The organism is Bradyrhizobium sp. 190, assembly GCF_023073415.1.
GTDB lineage: Bacteria > Pseudomonadota > Alphaproteobacteria > Rhizobiales > Xanthobacteraceae > Bradyrhizobium.
The window spans coordinates 1-25,756 of the sequence record NZ_JADPJL010000067.1; the positions used below are offsets into that span (position 1 = coordinate 1).

The following is a 25,756-nucleotide window of genomic DNA, read 5'->3' on the forward strand; positions in this document are numbered from 1 at the left end:
CGCGTCCATCTTGTCGGAACCTGCCACCAGCGGAAGGTGGTAGCCAATGTTGAGGTACCGGTACCAGTCGGCCAGACCGAAGGCGCTGATCTGCGCAGTAGCGGGTTGAACGACATCATCTCCATCGCGTCGATCAAGCCGAGCACGATATCGGCCGCCCGCTCAGCCTGCGGGTTGGGCGAGTGCGGCATCACGACCAGTCCCCCTTGCTGCCGGCAACGCTCCGCCCAGTCAGCCATGATCGCTTCCAGCGGATCGCCGATCGCCGCTTCGTTGGATCCGGTGCAAGAGAGCGGATTGATGATCTCGCCTTCGTAGCCAAGAAGCGAGATGTGCCCTAGAACCTGCATCCGGTTCTCCGTGCCGACGCGGACGAGGAACTCTCCGTCGCCGCCGAAGTCCTTCGCCCCGATCGTCGTGCGTCCGTCGAAATCGGCGACGTTGGTAAACAACTCGCCCCACTGCGCCGCGAGCAGGTTGACGACGTTGACACCCTCCGCCTTGCCCTCCAGCAGGGCTGTCTGCGGGCTCAGGAAATGGACGTGCGTATCGGAGCTGACCCAGCCCTGTTCGCGCCAGCGCAGCACTCTGTCCAGCTCGAAGGTAAGGCTTTCCGTGTCCGTGGTGACTTCGACGATGCGACGCACAGGCCGCACCTCGAAGCCCCTGCTGATCTCGACGTACACGGGCCCAATCGGCAGGTCCGCGTCGTAGCTGCCATCCACATAGGCGTACTGATTCAGGCCGTTCGCCAGCTCGCCGGCGAAGTTCTCGAACCTGCCGGTGTTCACCTTGCGATGGTGTCCCTTGGGCGGCAGATACTCCCCGTGCGCTCCGTGGAGATGCAGGCGTGCGGCGACACGCACACCGCTGACCTTCTCAACGATGCGGATCTTGACGGGTTGCCTCGCCTGCTCGATGGGCACCGCGTCCAGCGATGTGCCTGCTGCGTTCCCGACGGCGTCCAGCGATTGAAGGTCTCGAACATGCAAGCGGCCGTCGTCGGAGCGCAGGTAGAGCCTTGCATCGGGGTGCGCGGAGTACTCGACGATGATCTCGTCATTGGAGCGCACAGGCTGCACGTCAGGCTTGTCACCGAGCCAATCCGTTCTGGAGTACTCAAGTACGGCGCGGGCGGAGATGACCGAGCCCAGGTCCATGCCGATTTGCTCGCCGCGATGGTCGACATCCAGTTCGCCGAGCTTGTTCAGATGCACCCCGGGCGGCAGCCGCATCCTCAGCTTGCGACGGCCCTGCAAGCGCAGCGGATGCTCCGACAGCTGTGTCGTGCTCACCGCATAGACGAGCGAAGCCTCTTGCTCCGGGCGCAGGCTGAGGCCCACGAGCTCCTTCTCTGGATGCGGATTCGGCAGCGCATAGAGCCACAAGTTCTCGCCTTCACGATCCATGCGTCCCGATTCAGTGCGAGCCTCGCCGTTGATGAAGCTAGTGCCCGCCGCTCGCCCGAGCGCGAAGTTTTCTCCGGTGCTCGCATGCACGATGGGCCCACGCAGCGGCACGGCCCCGAATGCACTCGCACTCCATACGATGTGTTTCTGCTGGATTGCGAACCGCCGCAGCACGGGCACGTCCGCGACGCTGCCGTCGGCATATCGGAGCGCATACGTCGACACCCGATTGCCGAGCGGATTGCCGTCCGCAGAGTGCGCGGCTGGCCCGATCTCGCCAAACCCTTCAGGCCTCACGGGTTGATGGTCCGTGACCACATGCACAAAGAGCACGTAGCTGGCCAATGTGGGTAACAGTGAGATTTCGGTAGGATCCTCCCCAGTCCGCAAGGCCAGCACATCCGGCCCGGCATCGTCGCCGAATAGAAACGGGATGCCGCGATGCGACTGCGGTCCCCGCAATGAGTCGATCCAGCCGGTGTCGCCCGCGCGCTTGCCGAGCCGCTCGTCCAGCTCCCGGCGCCTGGCATTGAAATACGGCTTCAGATCCACGGGCGTGAAGTGCGGCGATGAGGGTGTTTTCATTCGATGGACTCCAGTTCTGGGAAGTCGTCGCCGAGTCCTATTGATTCGACAGTAAAGCGGTGAACTTTTTCGACTGGATGAAGTCGCATGACGTATGGACAAAATAGACGAGAGGTCACTGGCGATCGGAATTCTGATTGAGCGTCGAGGGCAAGTAAATGGATCGTACTGTCATTGTGGCGTGTGCGGGGGCTCTTGAATGCAAAGAAGAACTCGGGTGTACGCATCACTTCTGGCGGAGACGATAGCTCGTGTACTTCCGTCAGCTGAGGTAACGCTGTAGACCACGCCTACAGTGGACACGAAGCATCTCAGTTCGACGCAACGTAAAAGAATTTCTTTGGGACCTCGGTGACGTCGGTGACAACAACGAGCCCGGCCCTGATCGAGCTAGCCGGATCGAGCGCGCCGGCGTGCCGCGCCTGTTCCGCCAAGGCACGGGCTACTTTCCCAAGCCGGAATGGGCCCGGCGGCCGTGGCAACCTGAGGATGAAGTCCGGTCACGTCTCCAGGTATGACCTCCCACATCGAGGATGCGCGCCAGCGAAAAGCGATGCCCGGGGTCGGTTCGCTTTGTCACGTGCTCACGGCGCGGCCGCCGCCATCATGATCCGGCAAAGGTCGCTCACGTTAGACTTGGGCAGCTTCATCGTGCGGCGGATCGCGCGGGACCAGTGGAAAGGCGGTGTGACTCGAGCAGCAGCGCCGCGATGTCCAGGTGCGCGGCAGGCAGCCACGCCGCGCACCGGCGACGTCCAACTCGATCAACTCGACTCTCGTGCGCTTGCGCGGCCGCATGATATTGTTTCACCACAGCTCAGCCGCCTTCGTTGTCGCGGATCACGATGCGCGCTCCACGAGCGACAGGGCAGCCGCGATGTACGCCGGCTCCAGCGCCCGGGTCGGCTCACCGGTCGGCCAGCCGCCCTCGATGGTTACCCAGATCACGGACGAGTCGGCCCGAGGCAATGAGCCGGGCTTAGGCGGACACCGGCGCGCCGCCGTGTTCGAGGTAGAGGATGCCGAGGCTTCGCGGATGCTGCGATTTCCATGCGCGGGCAGGAATGATAATCGCTTGCGCGCCCGATTTCAGTGATCTGGGCGCGCACGAATGCAGGATTCCGCCGGACGGGCGCGGCTTATCCGAGAATTTCGACGTGACGAGCCGCTTAGCATCTTTTCGCCGCGAACCGCGGCGGCTACTCCACGGAGACTTCGAAGGAATGAACCTAGATAGCGCGAACGAGCTTGCACCCGTCCTCTTCTCTGACTCCTACACGGCGGCCCGGCAGAAGTTCCTGACCGCGACAGCGGGGGCGAAAGCCTACCGGTGCAGCACCCCGGGCCCTTCCGGGGAAGCGCTCTACACAGATGCGGCATGGTACGGACCACGCGACGCCCGCAAGCTCCTGATCCTGATCTCCGGCACGCACGGACCGGAGGGCTATTGCGGCTCGGCGTCGCAGCTGCTGTTTCTGCGCGCCGGCTTCCACGAGAAGCTTCCACCGTCCACGGCAGTGCTGTTCGTGCACGCGCTCAACTGCTACGGTTTCGCGTGGGACCGGCGCGTGACCGCGGAAGGGTGCGACCTCAACCGCAACTTCATTGACTTCTCGAAGCCAGTGCCTCCGAACCCCGGCTATGAGGAACTGCACGACTACATCGTGTGCGAGGACATCTCGGAAGAGGGCCTGCAGCGTGCCGAAGCCGCGCTTGACGCCTACAAGACGAAGCGCGGCGAACGCCAGTTCCAGATTGCTCTCACTTCCGGTCAGTACACGCGACCCGGGGGAGCCCACTTCGGTGGAAGCGGCCCCACGGAAGCGCGTCGCACGCTAGAGCGGATCGTGGCGGACCACGGCGTCGCCTCACGCGAGGAGGTCGTCATCGTCGACTACCACACCGGGCTCGGGCGCTTCGGCTACGGCGAGCTGCAATGCGAGCAACAGTCAGGACTGGACGGTTACGAACGGGCGAAGCGGATCTTCGGCCTGTCCGTCACGTCGCCGGAGATCGGCAACTCGTCCGCTGTCGAGCTGTACGGGACGCAAGCCGAATACTGGGAGCGCATCTTGGGTGACCGGCATACCTACGTGGCCCTCGAGTACGGCACACTCGGCGTCGTGAAGGGCCCCAAGACGGGCTTCACGCGCAAGGACCTCTGGCTGTTCCGCTATCGGCCGCAGGACGCCGACACGGAGCTGGGACGCGGCATCCGCAAACTCTCCAAGGCGTACTTCTATCCGCAGCACCCAGACTGGCAGGAAATGATTCTCTGCCGATCGCATCAAGTCCATCGACAGGCACTGGAGGCCTTCCAATGAGGACGACTTCCCCATGACCGGCGTTCCTTTCCCAAGGCGGAACACGAGGCGCCGCAGCGCAGGATGCTGCAGGCCATGGAGCGCGCGCGGATCGACTTGCTGCTGGTGACCGTGTACAGGCACATGCGCTACCTGAGCGGCTAGATCGGCCGCGGCGCACATCTCGGCCCCTGCCCGCTGATCCTCGCGCCGGGGCGCCGAAACCTACATGGTACGGGAGTACGAGATCCAGGGCATGCGCTGACGGCTGCGGCGAGAGATTGTGGTTAAACACAGCACCACGATTTCACGAGGGTGACGGTTGATGTGCTGAGCGGCTCGGCTGCACAAGGCACGCGGCGAACTGGAGATGCGCTGCGGGAATTTCGCGGCGCAGGACATGCTGGGGCTGTAGCCGCAGCTCCCGGACGCGAAGATCGTCGTGCGAGTTCTGGCCGTGAAGACAAATCCGCAGCGCCTTGGCCGCCACGAATCGCATGACGCAAGCCTTTTATGGAACCTCGCGATGCCGACAGAGAGTAGCACAATCTGTTCGACCCGGTGTTTGAGTTTGGCCCTGTGGAAACCCGTGCCGTGGTGGCAGGATTTGACGGTGGAGCAATCACTTCGGATGGCAGGGCGTTGCTGTTCGGCGCGTCGGATCGGGTGATCGGGCGTTGGTTAGCCGGTTTGCCGACTGTTTCATCGATCGGCGGTGTCTCGCGCTTGTCGAGCATCTTGTGCCGACGCTCGTCGGGCTTGGTGTATTCGGGATTGCGCTCGGTTACAAGGAACTCGACGACCGCGACGACTCGTCCGCCTCGGCGTCCCTCGAAGCTTACGCCGCACCCAAGATGATGGCGTGATCCGCGCGGGCCGGCTGCAAGCCGCCGCAATTGCCGAACGCGAATGTTGTAAATTTCACTGAGGCTGTAACTGAATCCAGATTGTTAATTTGGATCTTTAGAAATTCATCATGCGGGAAGCTGCCGCGAATTCCGATTAGGTGATCATACGTTAAGCCCCGCTCGTGAAAGTGAGGATCGTTACTCGCCGACGCTGCGACGCGGGCGGCTGTTGATCTCGCGCGATGGTGAACAGAACATTGATGCGCCTGACATCCTCGGCCGCGATCGGCGTGTTGGTCAGCCGCGCGACGTCAAAGAACTTGCGCCAGCCATCGGCCCCAGCACGAGGCTTCGGTAATCTGGTTCTCCTCCTTTGCGAATAGCCTCGTAGAGCTTGCTGAACCCGGCGTAAGCGTCGGCCTGCATTCAATCCGGCACAGCCTCCGATGCTGCTCTAGATGCTCACCGACGATCCGGCGAATAAAAGAACACGGCCGCCGGCGGGTGTGGCCCGGCAAACCGACGGTCGTCGCGCTCAGAGATTCACGGCCCGCCGGTCCGGGTGTTGCCCTTGGCCGGGACCGGCAAACAAACTTCTCGGGCACGTGCTGGATCTTTCCGCTAGCGCGGAACGACCTCCTGCATCTCGGTCACGTCTTCTCCGATCTTGCCCAATCGGTTGTCGCCGCAACATGGGTAGGTCGCCAGGACCGGATAGACATTGCGCTTCCGCGCCAATGCTCCGGCAGCGGCCGGCGCGCCGGCTTGCGGCGCTCCAATGACGGCCCGGTCGGCCGTGCGCTCTGCGCCGTGGTCTCGGCCGCGGGTTCTCCTCCAGACAGGCGAGCTGCAGCTCGAACTGATCCATAGCGCTCTACGCTTTAAGGAGTGTCCGAATTGCTCGTGCTGTAGCTTCTTGGTCGTGAGCGAGAGCTTCTCGATCAGCAATGTCCGCGCCTCGGCCTCCCGCACTGGGCCGGGTGATTGTCACCACGCCATCGGCCAATGACGGCAAGAGAACTTGCGTCGCCTCGGAATTCGGGACACCCTCGCGGGCACAAAGCCCAATTGTTGCGGGCGGCTTCCTTCGGCTCGGGGCGAAATACCCGCCCCCAACCGAGCAGCAACGAATGCGAAAACACCGTATCGCCGCGCCGTCGCCGCGATCTGAGCGGCGAAAGCTTGCAACTTAAAACAGCAACTATGCCAAAATGCCGTCTCTCACTCAACGAGTAGCGCATTTCCTAACAACATGCATCGAGGACGAACTGGAGTGCAACAGACTGCGCAGTATCACTGAGCTGGAGATTATAGTTCAAAGAGCTGCCGGGGAAGATTGGAGAACGCTTGAGCTCCAGTGTGGGTAACTCGGAATGTTTCGCTAATCACGTACCCAAAGTCCTCATCCACCCAGTTCCCGAGCATAAGATGGAAGGTCATGTTCGGTTGTAATACGGTATGGTCACCTTCTTTGAGGCTAGCCGTTGACTCTAACCAGTCGATTCCGATCGGGTAACCACAGCGCGATTCCTTTATAAACCCCCGCTTTTTGAAGGTGGAATTGAACGCCGCAGCGACATCGCCACAGGTAGCACCGGGCTTTGCGGCGCCAAGGGCGGCTTCCAAACCCGCTACCTCGGCTTCGTGAATGCGTCGCAGGCGGTCTGAGGACTTTCCGATTGAAAATGTCCGCATTAAAGCCGAGACATAGCCATGGCGTTGACCGCCAAATTCCAAATTGATCTGAGAGCCGTTGCGGAACACATCTTCGCTCCAGGGGATGTGAGCCGTGGCAGAGCGCGGAGACGCGCACAGATAGAAACCTGACAGACCTGTTCCTGCCTTGCCATTGGCACCGCGCACCAGGGTCGCAATGATCTCAGCTGCGGCATCAGATTCTCTGAGGCCCGGACGGATGACCTCTTTTGCCCGCAACATCCCTGCGTCGGTGATTGCGGCAGCCTCCTTCATAACCGAAATTTCGAGATCAGACTTGACCAACCGGATCCAAGTTATGGCATTGCTAAAATCGACCATCTTCGCTTCCGGCATTTTGCTCTTAAACTTCTCAACCGTTTGTGACGCGAGCGACTTCGCCTCAAGCCCTAACCCGCCGCGGGCACAGTTGTGCTCGTGTAAGAAGTCAATGATGACGTCAAAACCGTCCATCTCGGGATGGCCTACCAAATTTTCCGAATACCCAATTACTCGACCGGTATCCATGAACATCTGATGGAGTGCAGCAGGGGCATCCATGCGACGCGTCAGGAAAGTGGGCTCGTCCTCCTTCAGCGAGACAACCAAGCCCTGAGGAACATATCCCGATTTAGCAGTGTAGCCGGTAAGATACGTGATGTTGGACGGACTGGTCACCACCAACACGTCAGTCTCGCGCCGCTTCATTTCCAATTTAACCGCGGAGAGACGTCGCAAATATTCATCCCGCGGGAAAGCCTGTGGTCCTTTTGGCATTGCCATGGCATCATTTCCTTCGAATTTAAGTAAGAGGTGGTATCTGCTCGGATAAGTCAGGACTTGGACGCGCTTGGAACGCAACCGATTGCGTTCGTCGTCAAGTCGCCGGTTCCGTCAGCATATGGGAAGCATTCAGCCTCGACCGTCGCCAGACGAAATAAAGAGCAACAAGCCAAAGCAAGGGCATGAGCGTCAGCAATGACCCCACTGCAGCGATCGTTGGGTCGATCTGCTGCTTGATGTTCTCCAGCAGCTTCAACGGGAGAGTCGTGACCGCAAACGCACTGACCAGCGAAGTTACAACGACCTCATCGAAAGAGTGCATGAAAGCGAACACAGCTCCGCCGATGATACCTGGTCGGATCAACGGAAGCGTCACTCTCGTAAATGTTCTCAGTGGTCCAGCCCGCATGCTTTGAGCTGCCTGCTCCAATGTTCTATCGAAGTTAGCTAAAGTGGCCGAGACGATGACAACAACAGAGGCGATGGCTCCGATGCTGTGCGCCAAGACAATGCCAGTCTTGGAGCCGAGCAGCCCGAGGTTGACCAAACCGAGATAGGCCGCAACTCCGACGACGATAACGGGTATGGTAATGGGCGTCAGGATCACCATGATCAGAAAGCTGCGTAGCCTCGAAGATGTGCGGCTAAGTCCGTATGCTGCCAGCGTACCAACTATGGTAGATGCAATAGTAGTCGCAATGCCAAGCTGGACGCTGGTCCAAAGAGCCCCGGTCCATGATGGGTCACCAAGAAACGACTGGTACCAGCGTAGTGAAAGGCTCGAGGGCGGGAATTCTAGAAACGCGGCACCGCTGAACGACATAATGATGACAATCAAGCCCGGGCATAGCAAATATACCAATACGGACAACATAAAGACGACACCAACGAGCTTCGACCAAGTACCGCCATGAGCGACTTGATAGAGATGGCTCGCCCAGCGCTTAGCGCGATAATGTGTGACGATCTCGTTGATATAGCGGGAGCCTTGGCCAAGTGAGGAAAATTGACTCAAACGAGCCCTATGCGATATCTGTGCGGGACGGCCTTGCACATCGGACAGGTTGAATCCGAATACAGAGAGCACGACCATGGCAATGGCTAATAGGATATAGGCTGAGGTGGCGATGGGCGCCAAGTCAAAGGTACTTTGAAATTGATCGGCGATAAAGCCTGAAAGCATAGCATCGCTCAAGCCGCCGAGGGCCTGTGGCGTGATATAGAAGCCGAGGCACCCTACAAAGACCAGCAAAGCGCCGCTTCGCACGCCGGGCAGGCTGAGCGGGAAGAACACGCGCCAGAAGGCGGCGAAGGGCCGCGCGCCCATGCTGCGGGCAGCCGCCATCAATGACTTGTCGATGCCCTGCATTGCGCTGAGCAGCGGCAGGATCATCATCGGCAGCATGATGTGCACCATGCCGATATAGACGCCTAGGCGGTTGTAGACGAGCGTCAGCGGACTGGAAATCACTCCAAGGTAGATAAGCAGATTGTTGATGAGTCCATGATCACCGAGAATCACGGTCCATGCATAGGTGCGTACCAAACCGCTGGTTAACCAAGGAATGAGCACCAATACCACGAGCGTGATGCGCAAACGCTGTGGGGCGGCCACGATCAGATAGGCGGTTGGGTAGCCGATGATAACGCAGATGGCCGTGACCACGACGCTCATCGTGACGGTTCGGAAAAGAATGACGACATCGGCCCGTTGCTCAAAAAACGCCTGATAGTTAACTAGGGAAAACGACGGCGCATTGAGGCTGGTCAGAAAGAGCTGAATGGTCGGTATTCCTACCACAACGAGCAGGATTGCGATTGCGGGAATGGTGAGTCCGGCAGGCATTCGTCCGAATTTCTGAAGCACTTCCACTGCGCCTTCCCTCGTAGCTTCTCAAGACTTGACGAAGCGGACATCGGACCGCAGCCAACCCAGGCATACTTCCTCGCCCGGTTTGAATGTCTGCTGTCCGGAGGCGACATGCTCGCGCACGATCACCATGCTGTTACCGACCCGCACTTGGTATTTGCGCAAGGGCCCGGCATAGATCATGTCGTCCACCTTGCCCGTGACGGACTGGCGCAGGTCCGCGTCGGCACGCTTCGGTGCCCCGGGAGCGGCAATGCAGACACGTTCCGGCCGGACCACAGCAACCGTGCCGGAAGGCTGCGCAGCGTCGGCTTCGACCTTGAAATCGCGGATTTCGAGGATGTTAGCTTCGCCGAGAAAGGTCGCTACGAAGCGCGTCGTAGGGCGGTCGTATAGGGCTTCGGGGGTGTCAGTCTGCTCAATCTGTCCAGCGCGCATGACGACGATGCGATCCGAAAGCGTGAGCGCCTCCTCTTGATCGTGCGTGACGCAAATGGTGGTCTTGCCGAATTCCCTGTGCAGGCTCTTAATTTCGCCCTGCATCTGCTCGCGAAGATTTCGGTCGAGTGCGCCAAGTGGCTCATCGAGCAGTAGAATCGGCGGATCGGCGATCAGTGCGCGGGCGAGCGCCACGCGTTGCTGCTGCCCGCCGCTCAATTGCGACGGCATACGATCGCCAAACTCAGCGAGACGCACGCGTTCGAGCATCCGGTCGACCCGCTTTACCCGGTCGGGGGCTTTCATGCCGCGCATTTCGAGCGGGAATTCAAGGTTACGGCGCACCGTCAGATGCGGAAACAGCGCGTAGTTCTGGAAGACGATACCTTGGTCGCGCCGGTAAGACGGCACTGCGGCCACCGACTTCCCGGAAATTAGGATATCTCCGTTGCTTGGCGCCACGAACCCTGCGAGCAGCATTAGAGCCGTGGTCTTACCCGAACCGCTAGGACCTAGTATGGTTACAAACTCGCCTTGTCCAACTGTGAGCGACACGCCTTTAACTGCAGCAATTCGCGCGTACATCTTGGTGACATGACGAAATTCAATCTGCGCAGCTACGGGATTTTCATTCAATGCCGTCTCCTTGGAGGAAAATTGGGTGACGTTTCCAAGATGCAAGTTCATCAGAGTTGCTCCAAAGACGGATGCGCGCGCATACCAATAATGGTGTGCGCCGAATATTGAAATCAGCGCGCCCCACTTAGCTAAGACCTTGCACGAAGCGCAGGTATCGTTAGAGAACGATCCACTTTTTCCAGCGCTGTTTTAGTTGATCTAGATTCGATAAACCGTCAGATCCGATCTCTGTGTACCACTTCGCGTTAGCTGGGTAGCTGCCAGCAGCATAATCAGGGTTGGTCGCAAGTTTGCGACCAATGTTATCAGGAATGCTCTTGTAGGCGTTGCGATTGCTTGGAGATTGAGCAAACAATTTGGCAAACGTGGCCTGACGGTCGGCACGGGCGGTCGACGCGATAAACTTTTGAGCGTTTTGCGCATTCGGGCTACCCTTTGGAATGATCCAGTAATCCCAGGTGAGCTTCACCTGGTTTCGTCCGATGTCGATCGGCACGCCAGCATCGATCAACGAATTTATTCGACCGTCGTAGGATTGGCCGAGGTCCGCAACGCCATCGCGCATTATCTGCAATATTTCAGCTCCACTTGCCCACCACTTTCGAATATGCGGCTTAATCCTATCCAGACTTGCAAAGACCCGATCGATGTCCATTGGGTATAGAGTATTCATAGGAACACCGTCCGCCAGGAGTGCCTCCTCAAACGGCCCTGGGATGCCAGCACCGGACATTAGTGAGCGCACCCCCGGAAACTTCTGCACGTCCCAGAACTCAGCCCAAGTGGTTGGCCGCTGCTTAGCGGTCGGCAACTTACCGGTGTTAACGAACATGTTTGTAGAATATATATAACTGGCAAACCCGAACGATTTCCGACAATAGTCAGGCACTGCGTCTAAGTCATTCTTATCGTAGTAAGAATAGTCTATTTTCTCAAGGAAATCGCCGGTCGCCAGAGTTTCCCCCAGCACCGCGCCGACTGTGCTGACGTCAATCGACACGGTATTGGTTTTCACCATCATACCGATTTGCGCCGCTCCGACATCCTGAAAAATGGGTGTCACTTTGATTCCAGTTTCCGCTTCGAACGGCTTTACGAAAGCGTTCACGATAGCATCGCCCCAGTTTCCGCCACTAGTCGCGACCCTCAATTCCCCTGCCGGTTGCGCCGATGCCAAACCCGTGACGTTCGACAGCGCGCCCGCCGCGATGGCCGACGAAGTTACCTGCACTAAGCGTCTGCGGCTAATCACAAAGCTCATTGGTTGTCCCTCCTTCGTTATCTGAGCACCGGGGCTCAATAAGATATATTGAACGTATGTACGCATACATCGGCAGCCCTTTTCTTTCCTTATTCACAGAGAAGAAGCAGGAATCCTGCGTCTTTTTGGTAAGTAGAGAAGATATCCTGAGCTTGTGGGACCGCATTGGTTGCGTAGGCGTTGGAGTACCCGGAGCCGTCTAGCGGAGCGTTCAAAGGGAGGGATCATGAGCTTTAGAGCAACTGCGGCCAGCGCCGCGCATGAGCCCAACCCGTCATTCGGCGTGGAGGTCTGAGATAACAGTCCTCGTTGCCTCAGGACATCTACTGCGCGCATTGCCTCCTCAGTAGAGGTGCCCGTAGTGAACGATGCAACGTCAGCTCCCTTCATAGGGATGCGCGCCTCATTGAGGCGCATGGATCATTTGCAGGAAACAGACGAGGTAGTCCCTACGCAGCATTCGGACCTACCCAGGACCGTCGATGGAGTTCGCCACGCTGAAAACACTCTCGACACCCGTCGCGTTCCCCGTCTTCAGGACGGTAAAATTGCGCAGCACAACAACGTCAATATTGCTTGGCGATTGGGCCTGCCATGAACGGCCATGGACGGTTCTCGGCGTCCATAGACAGGTCGGAGACTTCGATCTTGGCTGCCGCGGCAATTCAGGACAGTGCATGAAGAACTGGATGCGCCAGTTACCGGCTACATCCCCGAGCTCAAGGCAGCGCCTACGAGGGCGTAACCATCCACGATATTTTGACAATCACCTCGAGCGTGAAGTGGACTGAGACCGTTCCCGCGCCAGGATTGCGGCCCCCATTCGGACTTTACGAACGCGTAACAGTGGGAGCCCTGGCGCTATCCTGGAGTCATTCCCATTGTCTCTTACATGCGTCGCCTGCCTGGCGGATTATCAGCCGGGCCACCAAGCTCGTCTACATCCTGCGATGCTGAGCTTGCCGAGTGGCAATCGCCAACGCTGTCGGTAATTCGTTGTCAGAGTACCACTCAGAAGCTTTGGCAGACCTGCTTGATGGAAACGGACGTTCCGAAGGATGGATCGGTACGAGCACGAGTACGGCGGCTCGAGCATAGTTGCGGTCCAGTGAAATGGCCTTGGCGGTGAATCGATTTACAAGCCACTACGCGGGCAGCAACTGCCGCTCCGCGGTGGACTGCGCGAGCTAGAGGTCTTTTGCGCAGAAGGCAGTGCGAACTACCGAACAAGGCCTTCCTTCTTGCTTCGATAAACAAGCTAACGGACTCCAAAAGCGTTACTTGTTTGAAGCGAGGGTCTTCAGCCACAACATTCAAATTGCTCTTCTTGTCTCAGCTACGCACGATGCCGAGTCGCCTTTGCTGCGCCTCTTGTCTCTCGAGAGGAGTATGTTGCAGGTCGGGTTGTGGACTCAAATGCGTATGCGTGCGCCAACAGTTCAGCCTCACTCCACATTCTGCCCCACAAAGATTAAACCGAACGGTGAGCTCGACGCGCAGTAGCCCGCAAGAACGGTGATCGCCGGGCCAGCAAGGTTGATTCTGTCGGCGGTTGTCGCACGAACGTCTTCCGTATCGTGCAGCAAGTTCCCCCGATCGATACAAGGGGTATCGTCCACGTCTTGCTCCAAATTTTTCTTGACGAAACCGTTAAGAGTAGCTCTGAGCCATCGCGGACAGACCGCGACCTCGCGCCGTGAGCTGCACGCCGGCTTTGGCATCTTCCTTAATCGTTTCGGTGTCTTTCTCAGCGATCATTGTCGTGGCTGCATAGATGTTGGCTGAGGGCACGAACGGCATGATGCAGGCATCAATTACGCGCAGCCCTGCAATGCCGTGCCCATAACCGGTCATCGAAGAAGGGCTGGAACGTCGATGACGTGCAGATCACGTTCTCGCGCCAATAGCAAAGCGAACAGGGATTCGGTCCCACCACTACTCTGCCCCTTATCAGAAATGCTCCTAGCAATACGCTGCACGTTGAGCCGCCGTTGCTTTGACGTCGGCCAAAATCATGTCGGACGCCTTTTCCGCGATCATGATCGTCGGCGCATTCGTGTGGCCACGTACATTCGACGGCATGATCGACGCATCCACCACGCGCAGTCCGACAACCCCTCGCACGCGCAGCCGGGGATCGACGACTGCGTCCGGCCCGAGCCCCATTGCGCAGCTTCCCACCGGATGTAGGACGGCCGCGCCACGGCCACGTACATCTTCCACCAACTGCTCATCCGTTGTGAGCGAGGGGCCAGGCAGGACTTCCTCCACAACAAGATCTTTCAACGCATCCTGACAGGCGATTTTGCGCGCGGTCCGAATACCAGCGATGATCGCCTGGTTGTCAGACGCGCTACGCTGGAAGTTAAAGCGGATTTCCGGCTGAACCAGCGGGTCGCGGCTTTTCAGCCGTACCGTGCCGCGGCCCTCCGGCCGCAAATGCTGCACGCCCATGCCGAATGTTGGGAACGGATGCGGAATCATTTTCCCCCGCGAGTTGCGCATCGTGCTATATGCTCTCATGATTAATTCTAGATCGGGACGGTCTAGTCTCGGATCGCTGCGGAAAAATGTGCCGACATGGATACCAGTTTGGGCCAACGGTCCGGCACGATGGGAGATGTATTTCAGGCCCGCCACAAGTTGATGCGGAACGCTGCCGCGGAGGTGGTTCATAGACAGCTTGCGGTTAATTCGCCAAGCGCACGAGATGCCGAAGTGCTCCTGCAAGTTCGAGCCGACGCCCGGTAAGTCATGAAGGACAGGGACCCCCATATCCTGCAGGTGCTGGCCAGGGCCGACTCCCGTTAACAGCAAAAGCTGCGGCGAGCCATAGGCGCCGCCGGAGGCAATGACCTCGCCGTTGGCATAGACCCTAGACAATCCGTCGGAAGACCGGAATTCGACCCCGACCGCATTGCCGTGTTCGATTAGGACACGTGTCGCGTGAGCTTCCGTCAAAATTGTAAGGTTTTTCCTATTTCGTGCAGGCCGCAAATATGCCGTCGCCGTGCTCCAACGACGGCCATCCTTCAGCGTGGTCTGAAAGTAACCCGCGCCGTCCTGCTGGGCGCCGTTAAAGTCTGGGTTATGCGGAATGCCAGCCTGCATGCAGGCTTTGAGTAGCAATTTGGCGAGCTCTCGCTCGGGCTGATTCGAAACATGCAACGGGCCACCAACCCCATGGAATTCATCCGCGCCGCGTTCGTTGTCCTCGGCTTTGCGAAAATACGGCAGGACGGATTCGTAGTCCCAGCCCTCGCAGCCCAACCGTCTCCAATCATCAAAATCGGCGGGGTTGCCCCTTATGTAGAGCATTCCGTTGATGGAACTTGTGCCGCCGAGGACCTTACCTCTCGGCTGGAACATGACGCGATTATTTAGGGCTGGCTCGGGCTCGCTTTGCGACAGCCAGTTGATGCGCGAATCGCCAAAGGTTTTTGCATAGCCGACGGGTATATGAATCCATGGGCTGCTATCTCTGCCTCCCGCTTCGAGCAGCAGAACGGAATATCGGCCGGATTCAGACAACCGCGCCGCCAGAACACAGCCTGCGGAGCCCGCGCCGATAACAATAAAATCGTAAGTGCTGCCGGATTGCATTGCTGATTAGATCTTTCTGACGTCGAAGGGCAGGATTAGGACAGATGAAGCCGGTAGAAATCGGCAGCCGTCTTCGAGAACAGCGCATCCTTCTCGTTCTCGGAATATTGCGCAGCAATCCGCTTAAAGGCATTGAAAATCACTTGATAGCTGCACTGGCCCTTGTCAGGCAGGAAATTGCTCTCGAACATGCATCGGGTCCTTCGGCGTGTAAGTGGCTTGTAGAGGCGCGAGTGCTGCTCGTGGTCATGGACATTCAGTCCTAGTTGGGAAACCTCAGAGTGCCTGTGCGGGCACGACCGCATATGAGTACCCGATGTCACGCGCCACCCTGGCATCTTCTTTGATCATGTGCGCGCCCTTCTCGGCGATCATCATCGTGGCTGCATAGGTGTTGCCCGAGGGCACAGTCGGCATGATCGAGGCATCAATCACGCGCAGGCCTGCAATGCCGTGCACCCGCAGGCGGTCATCGACCACCGCCATCGGACCGTTGCCCATCTTGCAGGTGCCGACGGGATGGCAGGCCCCCCTCCCAGCGCGGCGCGCATAGTCGAGCCAGGCGTCGTAGCTTTGCACCTGGTCGCCGGGATGCTTCTCGAAGGCGACGTATTTCGCGATCGCGGGATGCTTCATGATCCTTCGGATGATCTGAATGCCGGCGACGGTGCAGTCGCGATCGGTCTGCGTGGCCAGAAAGTTCGGCCGGATCGCGGGCTCGGCGTCGGGCGCGATCGACTTGATGTGGATCGAGCCGCGCGACTCGGGCCGGCACTGGCACACCGCGACGCCCACGCCAGGCTCCTTCTCGAGTTCGATTCGCGGCCATGACGCTGCGTTGGTGGCGCGCGACATAAAGATCTGCGCGTCGGGGGTCGGCAGATCCGGCCGCGTGCGCACAAACCCGAACACCGGGCCCGCGGTGCCCAGGAGCGCGCCGGTACCGGTCATGTAGTAGCGCACGATTTCGCGGAGCAGGCTCAGTCCGCGCGTCTGTTCGTTAAGCGTGATCGGCTGATTGACCCGGTGTGACGCGCCCACAAAGAAGTGAGTGCCGTAGTTCTCTCCGACACCGTTGAGCTCGTGGCGCACTTCGATGCCCAACTTCCGCAAGACGTCCAGCTGTCCAATGCCGGATCGCTCCAGCACGCCCGGCGACAGCAGCGTGCCACATGAGATGATTACTTCGCCGCCGCAGCGTGCTTCTCGCTGCTCGCCCTTACTGGTAAACGTGACACCGACCGCGCGCTTGCCCTCGAGCAAGACCTGACTCACGAGAGCACCGGTTTCCACGCGCAGGTTGGGTCGACTGCGAGCCGGGTCCAGATACGCCCGCACGGCCGACCAGCGTCGCCTGCCTTTAATCAACACCTGGTAGTAGCCGAAGCCTTCCTGGTCCCCATCGTTGTAGTCGGCGTTGCGCGGGAAGCCGCTGCCCACCGCAGCCTCGAGGAATGAGTCGCACAGCGGGTGGCGGCCCGTCGTGTCGCGCACGTTGAGCGGGCCGCCCCGGCCACGCGATGCGTCGCCCACACCCTCGTAGTTCTCGGCCTTTTTGAAGTAAGGCAGCACGTCCGCATACGACCAGCCGCGATTGCCGAGGGCGGCCCAGCTGTCGTAGTCGAGTGGCTGCCCGCGCACATAAAGCATACCGTTGATAGAGCTGCAGCCGCCCAGCCCCCGGCCGCTCGGCGAAGGACAACGTCGGCCGTTGATGCTGTCGTCCGGTTCCATCTGGAACTTGTAGTCGAACTTCTTGTGATTCAGCAACTTCGTAAATCCTGCAGGGATGTCGATCCACATTGACTTGTCAGGAGGTCCCGCTTCGAGCAGCAGCACATTGACGTTCGGGTCCTCGGTCAGACGGCCGGCCAACACGCAGCCGGCCGAGCCGCCGCCGACGATGATGTAATCCCAATGTGGCATGGGCCCTCTCCTCTCAGTTGCAAGTCAGCACATTGTGCGTGCCGATTCGCAGGAAACAGTTAGCGCAAGATCGCGTGGACCACTTTGGCGTCGAGCCCGTCGAAAAGTTGCCGCAGCGTTTAAGAGTGGCGGTCAGCTTCAATCTCCGCAGAATCCGTAGCAAGTAGGTGCAGCACTGAAGGGCGCGGACCCCCAGTGGTTCTCGGCGCAGTCGCCTTGAACTCACTTTGTTATGGATCATGACGTTCATCTTATTGATACTCGCCACTTGCCTTCTTCCGTCTCATTAACGGTGAAGTGACTGCCTCATAGGTCATATTTTCGAGGCCGATAACGACATCGATCACAGTGGGCCTTCCGCTGTTCAACGCCTCTTGCAAAGCGTCTGCGATCTTGTCCGGATCCTCCACCCGAATGCCATGGCAACCCATGGACCGGGCAATCGCCGAAAAATCGAAATCTGCGAATTTTGTAAATGCGCCCCGACCATGCAATACCCACCCAAGAGCGCTGTTGTTGAATACAATGGCAATGATCGAGATATCGTGTTCAATGGCCGTCATGAGGCCATTCATGGTCATTGCAAATCCCCCGTCGCCCGCCACCGCCACTACGACCTTTTCGGGATGGACGAGCTTGGCAGCCAGGGCCGCTGGAACCGCGAATCCCATCGGCCCGGCACCGGCCGCCATGAGAAATCCCCCAGCCTGCTTCACCTGATACAGATTGGTCATAAAAATCCGGTTCTCGCCCGCGTCGCAGGTCACGATAGACTCTGCAGGTAAGTGCTTGATCATCTCACCGATCACACGCTGGGCGTGGATAGGCTTCTCATTCGACTGGTAGGCCGGCTGATTGAAGTAGCCATGCTCTTTGCGGAGGCGCGAGACGCGCCCAGCCCCATCGTCGTTCCGACTGTCTGTCGTGCAAGCGGCAACGGCAGTTTTCATGTCGTGCATGACGATTGCCGCGTCGCCGATCAGCTGGAAATCAACCGGGAAGGTCCAGGCCGCATTCTTCGGTTCAATGTCGATCTGCGCATAGGTTTGACGCTCGGGATCGAGAAGGTCTGGATGTTCATTACAGGTGTCAGACGAGCCGAGCTTGGATCCAATTACCACGACAAAGTCGGAATCAGCGACGCAGGCGTTTGCTGCCGCAGTACCAAAAGTCCCAAAGACGCCGAGCGACAGCGCATGAGTTTCAGGGAAGCATCCCTTTCCTGATGCCGTGGTCACCACGGGAATATTCATCGCCTCCGCAAGCGCCTGAAGCTGCGTATAACTGTTGGCGATGCGCGCACCATTACCCGCGACGATCACCGGCTTGCTCGCGGCCCGGATCGCGGAGACCACCTTGGCCATTGCCTCCGCGTCCGCTCCCTGCGGGCGCGGAGGCAAATAGCGGGACGTGGGATAGATCCGTGGCATCGAATCGGGGCTGACCGTTCCGAGCAGCGCATCCCGTCCGAAGAGCACCGCGACGGGGCCCGCTTGACCAGCCACTGCATGCTTGATCGCCAGCTGAACTGCCTGGACTGCCGGAACAGGATTGAGAGCGCTGAATACTTCCTTCGAAACACTCTTGAAGCCGTTGCGAGCATCCCAGCCGCCATAATCGCCGGTACCGGATTGATACGGGGCGTGCATGTTGAACTGCGTCAGGTCCGAAAAGTCGCTTAGCAACAGCATCGGCGTACTGGACAGATACCCCTCTAAAATGCCGATCATTCCATTTCCCAGCACCCATGGTCCTTGTCCGAGCACCACACCTGGCAGCCTCTTGAGGCGGCCATAGACTTCGGCCATGACTCCCGCGAGCGACTCTTCGCGTACCAAGATCGTTCGTACCCTATTCTGGTGTCGTTCGAGCGCATTGAACAGCGTTCCGGTATGCCCGCCTGCCATACCGAAGACCATGTCAATACCCGCATCGATCAACACTCGTGCTATTAGATCGGCGGCAGTCGTTTCTGTCTCAAGCACGCGCGTCACAGTCATGTAAATTCTCCAACTAGTTAGATTTCGTGCGGGAAGGCCGGAGGGGATAGATCCGTGCCTCGGGCCGCGAGCCGCCCTTGGCATCTTCTTTGATCATGTCGGCTCCCTTCTCGGCGATCATAATCGTGGCCGCATTAGGTGTTGCCCGACGGCACGGTCGGCATGATCGAGGCATCAATCACGCGCCGGCCTGCAATGCCGTGCACCCGCAGCCGGTCATCGACCACCGCCATCCGATCATGACCCATTCTGCAAGTGCCGATAGATGGCCGTGCCCCCGGCCGGTGCGGCGCGCGTAGTCGAGCCATTCGTCGTAGCTTCGCACCTTGTCGCCAGGACGGTTCTCGAAGGCGATGTATTTGGCAATCGCAGGATGATTCATGATCTTGCGCCCGATCTGCATGCCGGCTACCGCGCAGTCACGGTCGGTCTCCGCCGAGAGAAAATTCGGCCCGATCGCGGGCTCGCTGCCAGGTACCGGGGACTTGATATGGATCGAGCCGCGCAGTAGAGGCCAGCCATCGCAGTGAGCCCTTTCTCGCAAGATGCGCTCGTTGTGGGCATGGTGGCAGCAGCGCCGATAGGAGTGAACCAGATCGCAGAAAAAGTCACCGGACGTAAGGTCGTTGCGCACGCGGGTGATAGCATCAATTCTGATCGTCGTTTTCTGCATAAAGTCCCGGATGGAGCACAGCAGGACGGCAAGGCCCTTTGGTCGAGTGCTTGGATGCATAAGGGTCGGAGCTGGACTGATCTGCTGAGCTCGCGTTTCAAAAGTTCTGGCGAAGACGCGCTATTTAAAATGAAGATTAGCGAAATACTGCGCAGTATCGCGCCAACATGCCGGAGATGATGCGGAAATTATGCAATCCCTCCCCTTTTGAAGCTGCTTTTCTGCATCGCCGCAGTCAGGTGATGGCCGGTTCTACGCTGGCTCATCCGTTGGTTGCTTTGTCGCTCGACACGTCAGTCAATGATTTCGACCCACTCTCCGTTAGTGAAAAGCACACTGAGAACGACGAGGTCGTTTCCACCCTCAATGAGACCTGTCAATCAACGGACATCTGGTTCGTCCTTTCTTAATTCGGCGCTGGCAATCTCCACCTCATGGCGAAGCTCTCGCTGACGTCATGAACAATCTCGCAGTAATGTCACTAAGGGAGCTACTCCCCGTCATAGTTGATTAGGAGTCCTGGGTTGGCGGACCGAGAGCCGCAATTACCTTGCGCGTACCTGTGACGCTTTCGCCAACCTCAATGTCCGCGGCTTGCGTTCCCATTTCCGTTTTCACTTAACCTGGATGCAACACTGCGATGAGAGCGGCGCGATGACGTTGATATAAAACACCGCTTGCCAATTCGAGTGATCCAGCTGGCCGAGCTTTCGAGCGCCTGGGTGATAACCTGCATTATTGATCAACAGGTCGACCTGCCGCCTTAGCTTGGTGCAGCTCACGTTGAGTTGCTGTCTTGAACATTCAACACTAACGACTCACCACCATAGTCGAAGGCTTGAACCGCGTCGTCCGGCCACCATGAAGCCGCAATGACGCGCCAGCCGACTTCCCGGTACTGCCGCACAAACTCCAGGCCCAAGCCCCTATCGGCTCCGGTCACAAGAACCCATCGCCTTCGCTACATCGAAATGAAAAAGCAGAAGCAATTCTTCGCCGCCGGGACGCACACAACGAGGTTATCATTGAAGCGCTTCGTGCTGGCAGCTTGGCTTCCATTATTGACCTTCGTGAGCTCAAGTCTGATCTGCTACAGGAAGTACTGGCCCAAGCGCGAACTTAGCAATCCAGACCGGCGCAATGGAATCACTTTGAACCGGTTTCCGATTCTTTCGCTAGCTCGTCCATTACTTGCTTGGTTGCTCGATACGCCAAGTCAACAATCTCATCTATCTCGCTTTCGGACACGACGAGGGGTGGGGCAAAACCAAGAATGTCCCCGTGCGGCATCGGTCGAGCAATAAGTCCCCGATCACGAGCCGCCTTCGAAATGCGAACACCGACCTTGAGCTGCGCATCGAATCGGCGCTTCGTCTGGCGATCCGCAACAAACTCGATTGCGCCAAGTAAGCCCACGCCTCTAACTTCGCCGACGATTTCCAACTGCGAAAATCGTTCCTTAAGTCGCTTTTGGAAATGCGATCCGACGATCCTCGCCCGGTCGCTTAATCGCTCGTCTTCGACGATATCGAGGACTGCGTTCGCAGCCGCGGCCGCGATGGGGTGACCGGAGTACGTATATCCATGCGAAAATGCCCCAACTCGGTCCGCAGCCTCCTCCATAACCGCGTACACCTTCTCTCCGACAATCGCTCCCGAGAGGGGCATGTAACCGGACGTCAACCCTTTTGCGACTGTCACCAAGTCTGGCTCAATCTCGTAAAGTGTGCTGCCGAAGTCCGCACCCGTCCGACCGAAACCACAAATTACCTCGTCAGCGATCAGAAGAACGTCATAGCGCTTGAGGACGGCCTGAATTTCGCGCCAGTAACCCGTAGGAGGCGGAGTAATCCCCCCGGTACCCAACACCGGCTCAGCAATGAAGGCGCCAATCGTTTCCGGCCCCTCTCTGACGATAAGCTCTTCGAGTTCCGCTGCGCGGCGGTGAGAAAAGGACTCTTCCGTTTCGCCTGGCTCTGCACCCCAATAGAAGTGCGGTGCACCAGTGTGCAAGATACCTGAGAAAGGGAGGTCCATATGATCATGGTAGAAAGACATACCGGTCATAGAACCGGAAATTACTGAGCACCCATGGTAGCCTCGCTCGCGCGAGATGATCTTTTTTTTCTTAGGCTGGCCACGGAGATTATTGTAGTACCAGACGAGCTTAGCCTGTGTTTCGTTAGCGTCTGATCCGGACAGCCCGAAGAAGACTTTGCTTGGATTGCCGGGCGCCATTCGCACGAGACGATCCGACAGTATCGCTAGCTCTTCCGTCGTGTGCGCCGCATATGTGTGGTAGTATGCCAGCTTATAAGCCTGCCGCGCGATCGCCTCTGCCACTTCGGTCCTACCGTATCCAATATTGACACAGTACAAGCCAGCAAAGCCGTCGATGTAACTACGGCCCTGCGCGTCGTTGATTCGGATGCCTTTGCCGCCAGTAACGATCGTTGGGTCACCAATCTTGCCAGTGGCGAACTCCTTGAGCTGAGTGAAGGGATGCAGAACACTCGAGCGATCTCGTTCAGCGATGGTTTTGATATCAATCATTCCAATTCTCCTAACCCGCCAAATCGCCGAAACAGACGTATTTTAGCTCCATGTATTCCGCTAAGCCATGCCGCGACCCCTCGCGACCAAGTCCGGATTGCTTCCACCCCCCGAAGGGAATGGATGGGCCCGTGAATGACGCTGTATTGATGCCGAGCATGCCGCACTCGATTTGCTCAGAAAGTCGGAGCGCTCGACGTAGGCTGTCCGTGTAAATGTATCCCGCCAGTCCCATCTCATTAGCATTTGCCCGGGCAGTGACCTCTTCTTCTGAATCGAACGGAAGTACAGCAGCCACAGGCCCAAACGTCTCCTCATGAGCGATCAGCATTCCTTCAGTGACATCGCTTAGCAGCGCGGGAGGAACGAAGTTCGGACCTAGACTGACGCCCTGGTTGGTGGAAAACAGGCGCGCCCCTTTTTTCACTGCATCATCGATTTGGGCCCTGCATTTGTTGGCGACCGGCAACTTCGTCATGGGGCCAATGTCTGTTGTAGGATCCAGACCGTGACCCACTTTCAGTTGAGCAACAGCCGCAGCAAACGCATCGACAAAGGCACCATAGATACCCCTTTGTACGTAGAAACGGTTCGCGGCCAGACAGTCCTGACCAGATGTCGAAAATTTTGCCGCGATTGCCCCTTTGACAGCCCTATCAACATCGACATCGTCAAAGATGAGGAAGGGGGCGTGCCCGCCGAGTTCGAGCGACACCTTCTTTACAGTCTGGGCCGCACCTTCAAGAAGTAGACGACCAACCTGGGTAGAACCCGTAAAGGAAAGAGCGCGTACCCTTGTATCGCGCAACAGCGGCGCGGAAAGTTCGATGGGATTGCCGACTAGGATTTGAAATACGCCGCGCGGCACCCCGGCCTCTTCGGCTAATCTGGCCACGGCGAGAGCCGAAAGCGGCGTCTCGGGAGCGGGCTTCACGATGATGGGACAACCGGCCGCGAGAGCCGCTCCCGCCTTTCGCGTGATCATCGCGACAGGAAAATTCCACGGCGTAATGGCCGCCGCCACCCCGATTGGCTGCATCCGAACTTGAAGCAGAGTTTCGGGCTTGTGGCTGGGGATCGTCTCCCCGTATGCACGCTCTCCCTCTGCAGCAAACCACTCGAGAAATCCGGCACCGTACGCAATTTCGTGACGCGCCTCAGCGAGCGGCTTGCCCTGCTCGCTGGTCACCAGAATGGCGAGCTCTTCCGAATGGTCGAGCATTAATGAAGCCCAAGACCTAAGAATCGCCCCCCGCCTGGCGGGCAGCAGAGCACGCCATGCAGCAAACGACCGTTCAGCTGCCGCGATCGCTCGATCCATATCGGCGGCTGAGCAACGGGCAATCTCAGCGATCTCTTCCCCAGTAGCAGGATCGACAACTATGTCTCTTTGCTCGCCTACTATCCATCGGCCGTCGACGAGCGCAGCCCCGGCCACAAAATCGCGACGACGCAGATTTTGCAGATGTGTGGGAGCAAGCCCGACCAAATCCGAGCTTTTGTGGCGAACCGTCTGGTGGACCATTTGAAAGTCCCGCGTGGTCATTTGTTGAAATTTCCTGAGCAATCAGGATACTGATGTCGCAAACAGATTTGCATCGCATTTCCCCGCCGTTCGGAGGATTTCCTGCGTGACGCAGGCATTCTTCGGCGACATGCAGCTGAAGGCTGGAGCCGATTATGCAATATGACCGAATAGACGCCCGGATCCTCGAGATCGTGCAAAAGAACAACCGCTTAACTTCCGAGGTGATCGGGGCAATGGCGGGGCTTTCAGCTACGGCCTGTCAACGCCGATTGAAGAGACTCCGGTCAGAAAGAATTATCGAGGCGGATGTCTCAATTGTTTCGGCAAAGGCGGTTGGAAGACCGATTCAAATGCTCGTGCTAGTGAGCCTAGAGCGTGAGCGTTCAGACATCATCGACAGGTTCAAGAAGGCGATCAAATCGTCCGCTGAAGTGGTCAACGGATTTTACGTGACTGGCGACGCCGATTTTGTTCTCTATATTACCGCGCGGACAATGGAGGACTACGAGCAGTTCACCCGACGGTTCTTCTATGAGAACTCGGACATTAAGGGCTTCAAGACAATGGTCATAATGGACCGTGTAAAGGCAGGCTTTGCCGTCCCAATTGAAGTTCCGGCCGAGCGATGATAGGCGCGCCTAGCCTAGACGGCGCTTACGCTGCCTGTAATGCTGATCGCGATGCCAGCTGGTGCCATCGCCAACATGCATCATCGGCGCGTTGATTGCTCTATCGATTGGCTTTGCGGCGCAAGGACGCTAGCCGTGCCCGACTCCTGGGTCTCACTTCGCGAATCTTTTTGCCTGGGGCAGCGTGGGTGATGCCGTGGGTGCTGTTTCGCATTGCTTACAGCTGTCGGGCTCCACGGTGGGTGGCGGGACGATCGCTCGCGGCATATCAGGCGGTGAGCTCCGGCAGGGCATGGGGTGAGTTTGCGTCAATCCTATGCGCGGGTGGGCAAGTTCGCCCTGATCGAGCATCAGCGCCACGCCCACGCCAAGCAGTTCAAGCGCGCCAACCGGGCGCTCAAGACGCTGCGAACCTATCTCTGCCGTGTGATCCGCGACATCGCCCGCAAGATCGACGGTAACGGCGGGCTCGAAGCGGCGTTCGCAAAGCTGCTGGCGCTGGCGCGGCGCGTGGGCAGCAGCAGCAGCGTCAGCGTGGGCCGAATGTCTATTCCCTGCATGCGCCGGAGGTCGAGTGCATCGGCAAGGGCAAGGCCCATCGGCCTTACGAGTTCGGCGTCAAGGTCTCCGTTGCGACCACGATCGGCCACGCAAAGGGCGGTCAGTTCGTCACCCATGTGAAGTCACTGCCCGGCAATCCCTATGACGGTCACACGCTGGCCTCCGTGATTCGGGACATGAAGGCGCTCTTCGGCAACATCATCGCGCGCCTCCTCGCCGACACGGGATATCGCGGCCACAACGCGCCGCCCGATTACAAGTTCAGGATCTTCATCTCCGGCCAGAAGCGAGGGGGTGACGCCCAAGATCAAGCGTGAACTACGCCGCAGGTCGGCTGTCGAGCCCGTCATCGGCCATCTCAAAGCCGAGCACCGCATGGGCAGGGGCCTGAACTCTCGACCAGGACCTTGTCCCCTTCATGGAATTACTCGAAGAGAACAGCGTATCAGAGC

Annotated in this window: 16 protein-coding genes and 4 pseudogenes; 6 read left to right on the forward strand and 14 right to left on the reverse strand. The window is 58.4% G+C overall.

The annotated features are described in order from the left end of the window. Nucleotides 1-1,994, reverse strand: a 1,994-nt coding sequence (locus tag IVB22_RS34685) for a hypothetical protein (RefSeq protein WP_247521662.1), incomplete at its 3' end; no start/stop codon positions are given. A 1,223-nt stretch (nucleotides 1,995-3,217) separates the two neighbouring features. On the opposite strand from IVB22_RS34685, the gene IVB22_RS34690 reads away from it, so the two are divergent. Both IVB22_RS34690 and IVB22_RS34695 read left to right on the forward strand, forming a co-directional pair. Further along, a complete protein-coding gene (locus IVB22_RS34690) occupies nucleotides 3,218-4,318 on the forward strand; it encodes a DUF2817 domain-containing protein (protein WP_247521663.1) in 1,101 nt (366 codons plus the stop codon). A gap of 656 nt (nucleotides 4,319-4,974) precedes the next feature. After that, nucleotides 4,975-5,163 (forward strand): transposase, encoded by a 189-nt coding sequence (locus IVB22_RS34695; protein WP_247521664.1) that lies wholly within the window; start codon nucleotides 4,975-4,977, stop codon nucleotides 5,161-5,163. 1,290 nt (nucleotides 5,164-6,453) lie between these two features. Here IVB22_RS34695 and IVB22_RS34700 read toward each other — a convergent pair. The 11 genes and pseudogenes from IVB22_RS34700 to IVB22_RS42170 all read right to left on the reverse strand — a co-directional run bounded on the left by IVB22_RS34700 (nucleotide 6,454) and on the right by IVB22_RS42170 (nucleotide 20,093). Next, complete coding sequence (locus IVB22_RS34700; protein WP_247521665.1) at nucleotides 6,454-7,623, reverse strand: Xaa-Pro peptidase family protein; 1,170 nt, start codon at nucleotides 7,621-7,623, stop codon at nucleotides 6,454-6,456. Between the two features lie 94 nt (nucleotides 7,624-7,717). After that, nucleotides 7,718-9,496: an ABC transporter permease subunit gene (locus IVB22_RS34705; RefSeq protein ID WP_247521666.1), complete on the reverse strand. Its 1,779-nt coding sequence runs from the start codon at nucleotides 9,494-9,496 to the stop codon at nucleotides 7,718-7,720. Nucleotides 9,497-9,517: 21 nt separating this feature from the next. After that, entirely contained in the window at nucleotides 9,518-10,618 is a 1,101-nt protein-coding gene (locus IVB22_RS34710; RefSeq protein WP_247521667.1) for an ABC transporter ATP-binding protein, read from the reverse strand. A gap of 109 nt (nucleotides 10,619-10,727) precedes the next feature. After that, the gene (locus IVB22_RS34715) at nucleotides 10,728-11,831 is read right to left on the reverse strand and encodes an ABC transporter substrate-binding protein (protein ID WP_247521668.1); all 1,104 of its coding nucleotides are present in this window, start codon (nucleotides 11,829-11,831) and stop codon (nucleotides 10,728-10,730) included. 1,445 nt (nucleotides 11,832-13,276) lie between these two features. Next, the gene (locus tag IVB22_RS42165; protein WP_374207790.1) at nucleotides 13,277-13,450 is read right to left on the reverse strand and encodes a hypothetical protein; all 174 of its coding nucleotides are present in this window, start codon (nucleotides 13,448-13,450) and stop codon (nucleotides 13,277-13,279) included. A 31-nt stretch (nucleotides 13,451-13,481) separates the two neighbouring features. Then, the gene (locus IVB22_RS34725) at nucleotides 13,482-13,685 is read right to left on the reverse strand and encodes a GMC oxidoreductase (protein ID WP_247521669.1); all 204 of its coding nucleotides are present in this window, start codon (nucleotides 13,683-13,685) and stop codon (nucleotides 13,482-13,484) included. 108 nt (nucleotides 13,686-13,793) lie between these two features. Next, nucleotides 13,794-15,434, reverse strand: a complete 1,641-nt coding sequence (locus IVB22_RS34730; RefSeq protein ID WP_247521670.1) for a GMC family oxidoreductase — start codon at nucleotides 15,432-15,434, stop codon at nucleotides 13,794-13,796. Between the two features lie 35 nt (nucleotides 15,435-15,469). Beyond that, nucleotides 15,470-15,631 (reverse strand): annotated as a pseudogene (locus IVB22_RS34735) (amidohydrolase); the annotation flags it as partial. A gap of 79 nt (nucleotides 15,632-15,710) precedes the next feature. Further along, nucleotides 15,711-17,360, reverse strand: coding sequence for a GMC family oxidoreductase (locus IVB22_RS34740; RefSeq protein WP_247521671.1), 1,650 nt, complete (start codon nucleotides 17,358-17,360; stop codon nucleotides 15,711-15,713). A gap of 251 nt (nucleotides 17,361-17,611) precedes the next feature. After that, nucleotides 17,612-19,360, reverse strand: a complete 1,749-nt coding sequence (locus IVB22_RS34745) for a thiamine pyrophosphate-binding protein (RefSeq protein ID WP_247521672.1) — start codon at nucleotides 19,358-19,360, stop codon at nucleotides 17,612-17,614. Between the two features lie 134 nt (nucleotides 19,361-19,494). Beyond that, nucleotides 19,495-20,093, reverse strand: a pseudogene (locus tag IVB22_RS42170) (GMC oxidoreductase). A gap of 107 nt (nucleotides 20,094-20,200) precedes the next feature. Between IVB22_RS42170 and IVB22_RS34755 the strand changes: the two are divergent. Beyond that, nucleotides 20,201-20,443 (forward strand): hypothetical protein, encoded by a 243-nt coding sequence (locus IVB22_RS34755; protein ID WP_247521674.1) that lies wholly within the window; start codon nucleotides 20,201-20,203, stop codon nucleotides 20,441-20,443. A gap of 736 nt (nucleotides 20,444-21,179) precedes the next feature. Here IVB22_RS34755 and IVB22_RS34760 read toward each other — a convergent pair. Both IVB22_RS34760 and IVB22_RS34765 read right to left on the reverse strand, forming a co-directional pair. Next, a complete protein-coding gene (locus IVB22_RS34760) occupies nucleotides 21,180-22,586 on the reverse strand; it encodes an aminotransferase (RefSeq protein WP_247521675.1) in 1,407 nt (468 codons plus the stop codon). A 10-nt stretch (nucleotides 22,587-22,596) separates the two neighbouring features. Further along, entirely contained in the window at nucleotides 22,597-24,075 is a 1,479-nt protein-coding gene (locus IVB22_RS34765; protein ID WP_247521707.1) for an NAD-dependent succinate-semialdehyde dehydrogenase, read from the reverse strand. A gap of 191 nt (nucleotides 24,076-24,266) precedes the next feature. On the opposite strand from IVB22_RS34765, the gene IVB22_RS34770 reads away from it, so the two are divergent. From IVB22_RS34770 to IVB22_RS34780, 3 genes and pseudogenes are all read left to right on the forward strand, one after another. Next, a complete protein-coding gene (locus IVB22_RS34770; RefSeq protein ID WP_247521676.1) occupies nucleotides 24,267-24,743 on the forward strand; it encodes an Lrp/AsnC family transcriptional regulator in 477 nt (158 codons plus the stop codon). 170 nt (nucleotides 24,744-24,913) lie between these two features. Beyond that, nucleotides 24,914-25,021 (forward strand): annotated as a pseudogene (locus tag IVB22_RS41475) (hypothetical protein); the annotation flags it as partial. Between the two features lie 16 nt (nucleotides 25,022-25,037). Next, nucleotides 25,038-25,688: pseudogene (locus tag IVB22_RS34780) on the forward strand (IS5/IS1182 family transposase); the annotation flags it as partial. Nucleotides 25,689-25,756: the final 68 nt, after the last annotated feature.

Bases quoted from the DNA above. Each gene is read 5' to 3' on its own strand.
- IVB22_RS34690 (WP_247521663.1), top strand. From the start codon at position 3,218: ATGAACCTAGATAGCGCGAACGAGCTTGCACCCGTCCTCTTCTCTGAC.
- IVB22_RS34700 (WP_247521665.1), bottom strand. From the start codon at position 7,623: ATGGCAATGCCAAAAGGACCACAGGCTTTCCCGCGGGATGAATATTTG.
- IVB22_RS34710 (WP_247521667.1), bottom strand. From the start codon at position 10,618: ATGAACTTGCATCTTGGAAACGTCACCCAATTTTCCTCCAAGGAGACG.
- IVB22_RS34715 (WP_247521668.1), bottom strand. From the start codon at position 11,831: ATGAGCTTTGTGATTAGCCGCAGACGCTTAGTGCAGGTAACTTCGTCG.
- IVB22_RS34725 (WP_247521669.1), bottom strand. From the start codon at position 13,685: ATGACCGGTTATGGGCACGGCATTGCAGGGCTGCGCGTAATTGATGCC.
- IVB22_RS34730 (WP_247521670.1), bottom strand. From the start codon at position 15,434: ATGCAATCCGGCAGCACTTACGATTTTATTGTTATCGGCGCGGGCTCC.
- IVB22_RS34740 (WP_247521671.1), bottom strand. From the start codon at position 17,360: ATGCCACATTGGGATTACATCATCGTCGGCGGCGGCTCGGCCGGCTGC.
- IVB22_RS34745 (WP_247521672.1), bottom strand. From the start codon at position 19,360: ATGACTGTGACGCGCGTGCTTGAGACAGAAACGACTGCCGCCGATCTA.
- IVB22_RS34755 (WP_247521674.1), top strand. From the start codon at position 20,201: ATGCCGGAGATGATGCGGAAATTATGCAATCCCTCCCCTTTTGAAGCT.
- IVB22_RS34760 (WP_247521675.1), bottom strand. From the start codon at position 22,586: ATGATTGATATCAAAACCATCGCTGAACGAGATCGCTCGAGTGTTCTG.
- IVB22_RS34770 (WP_247521676.1), top strand. From the start codon at position 24,267: ATGCAATATGACCGAATAGACGCCCGGATCCTCGAGATCGTGCAAAAG.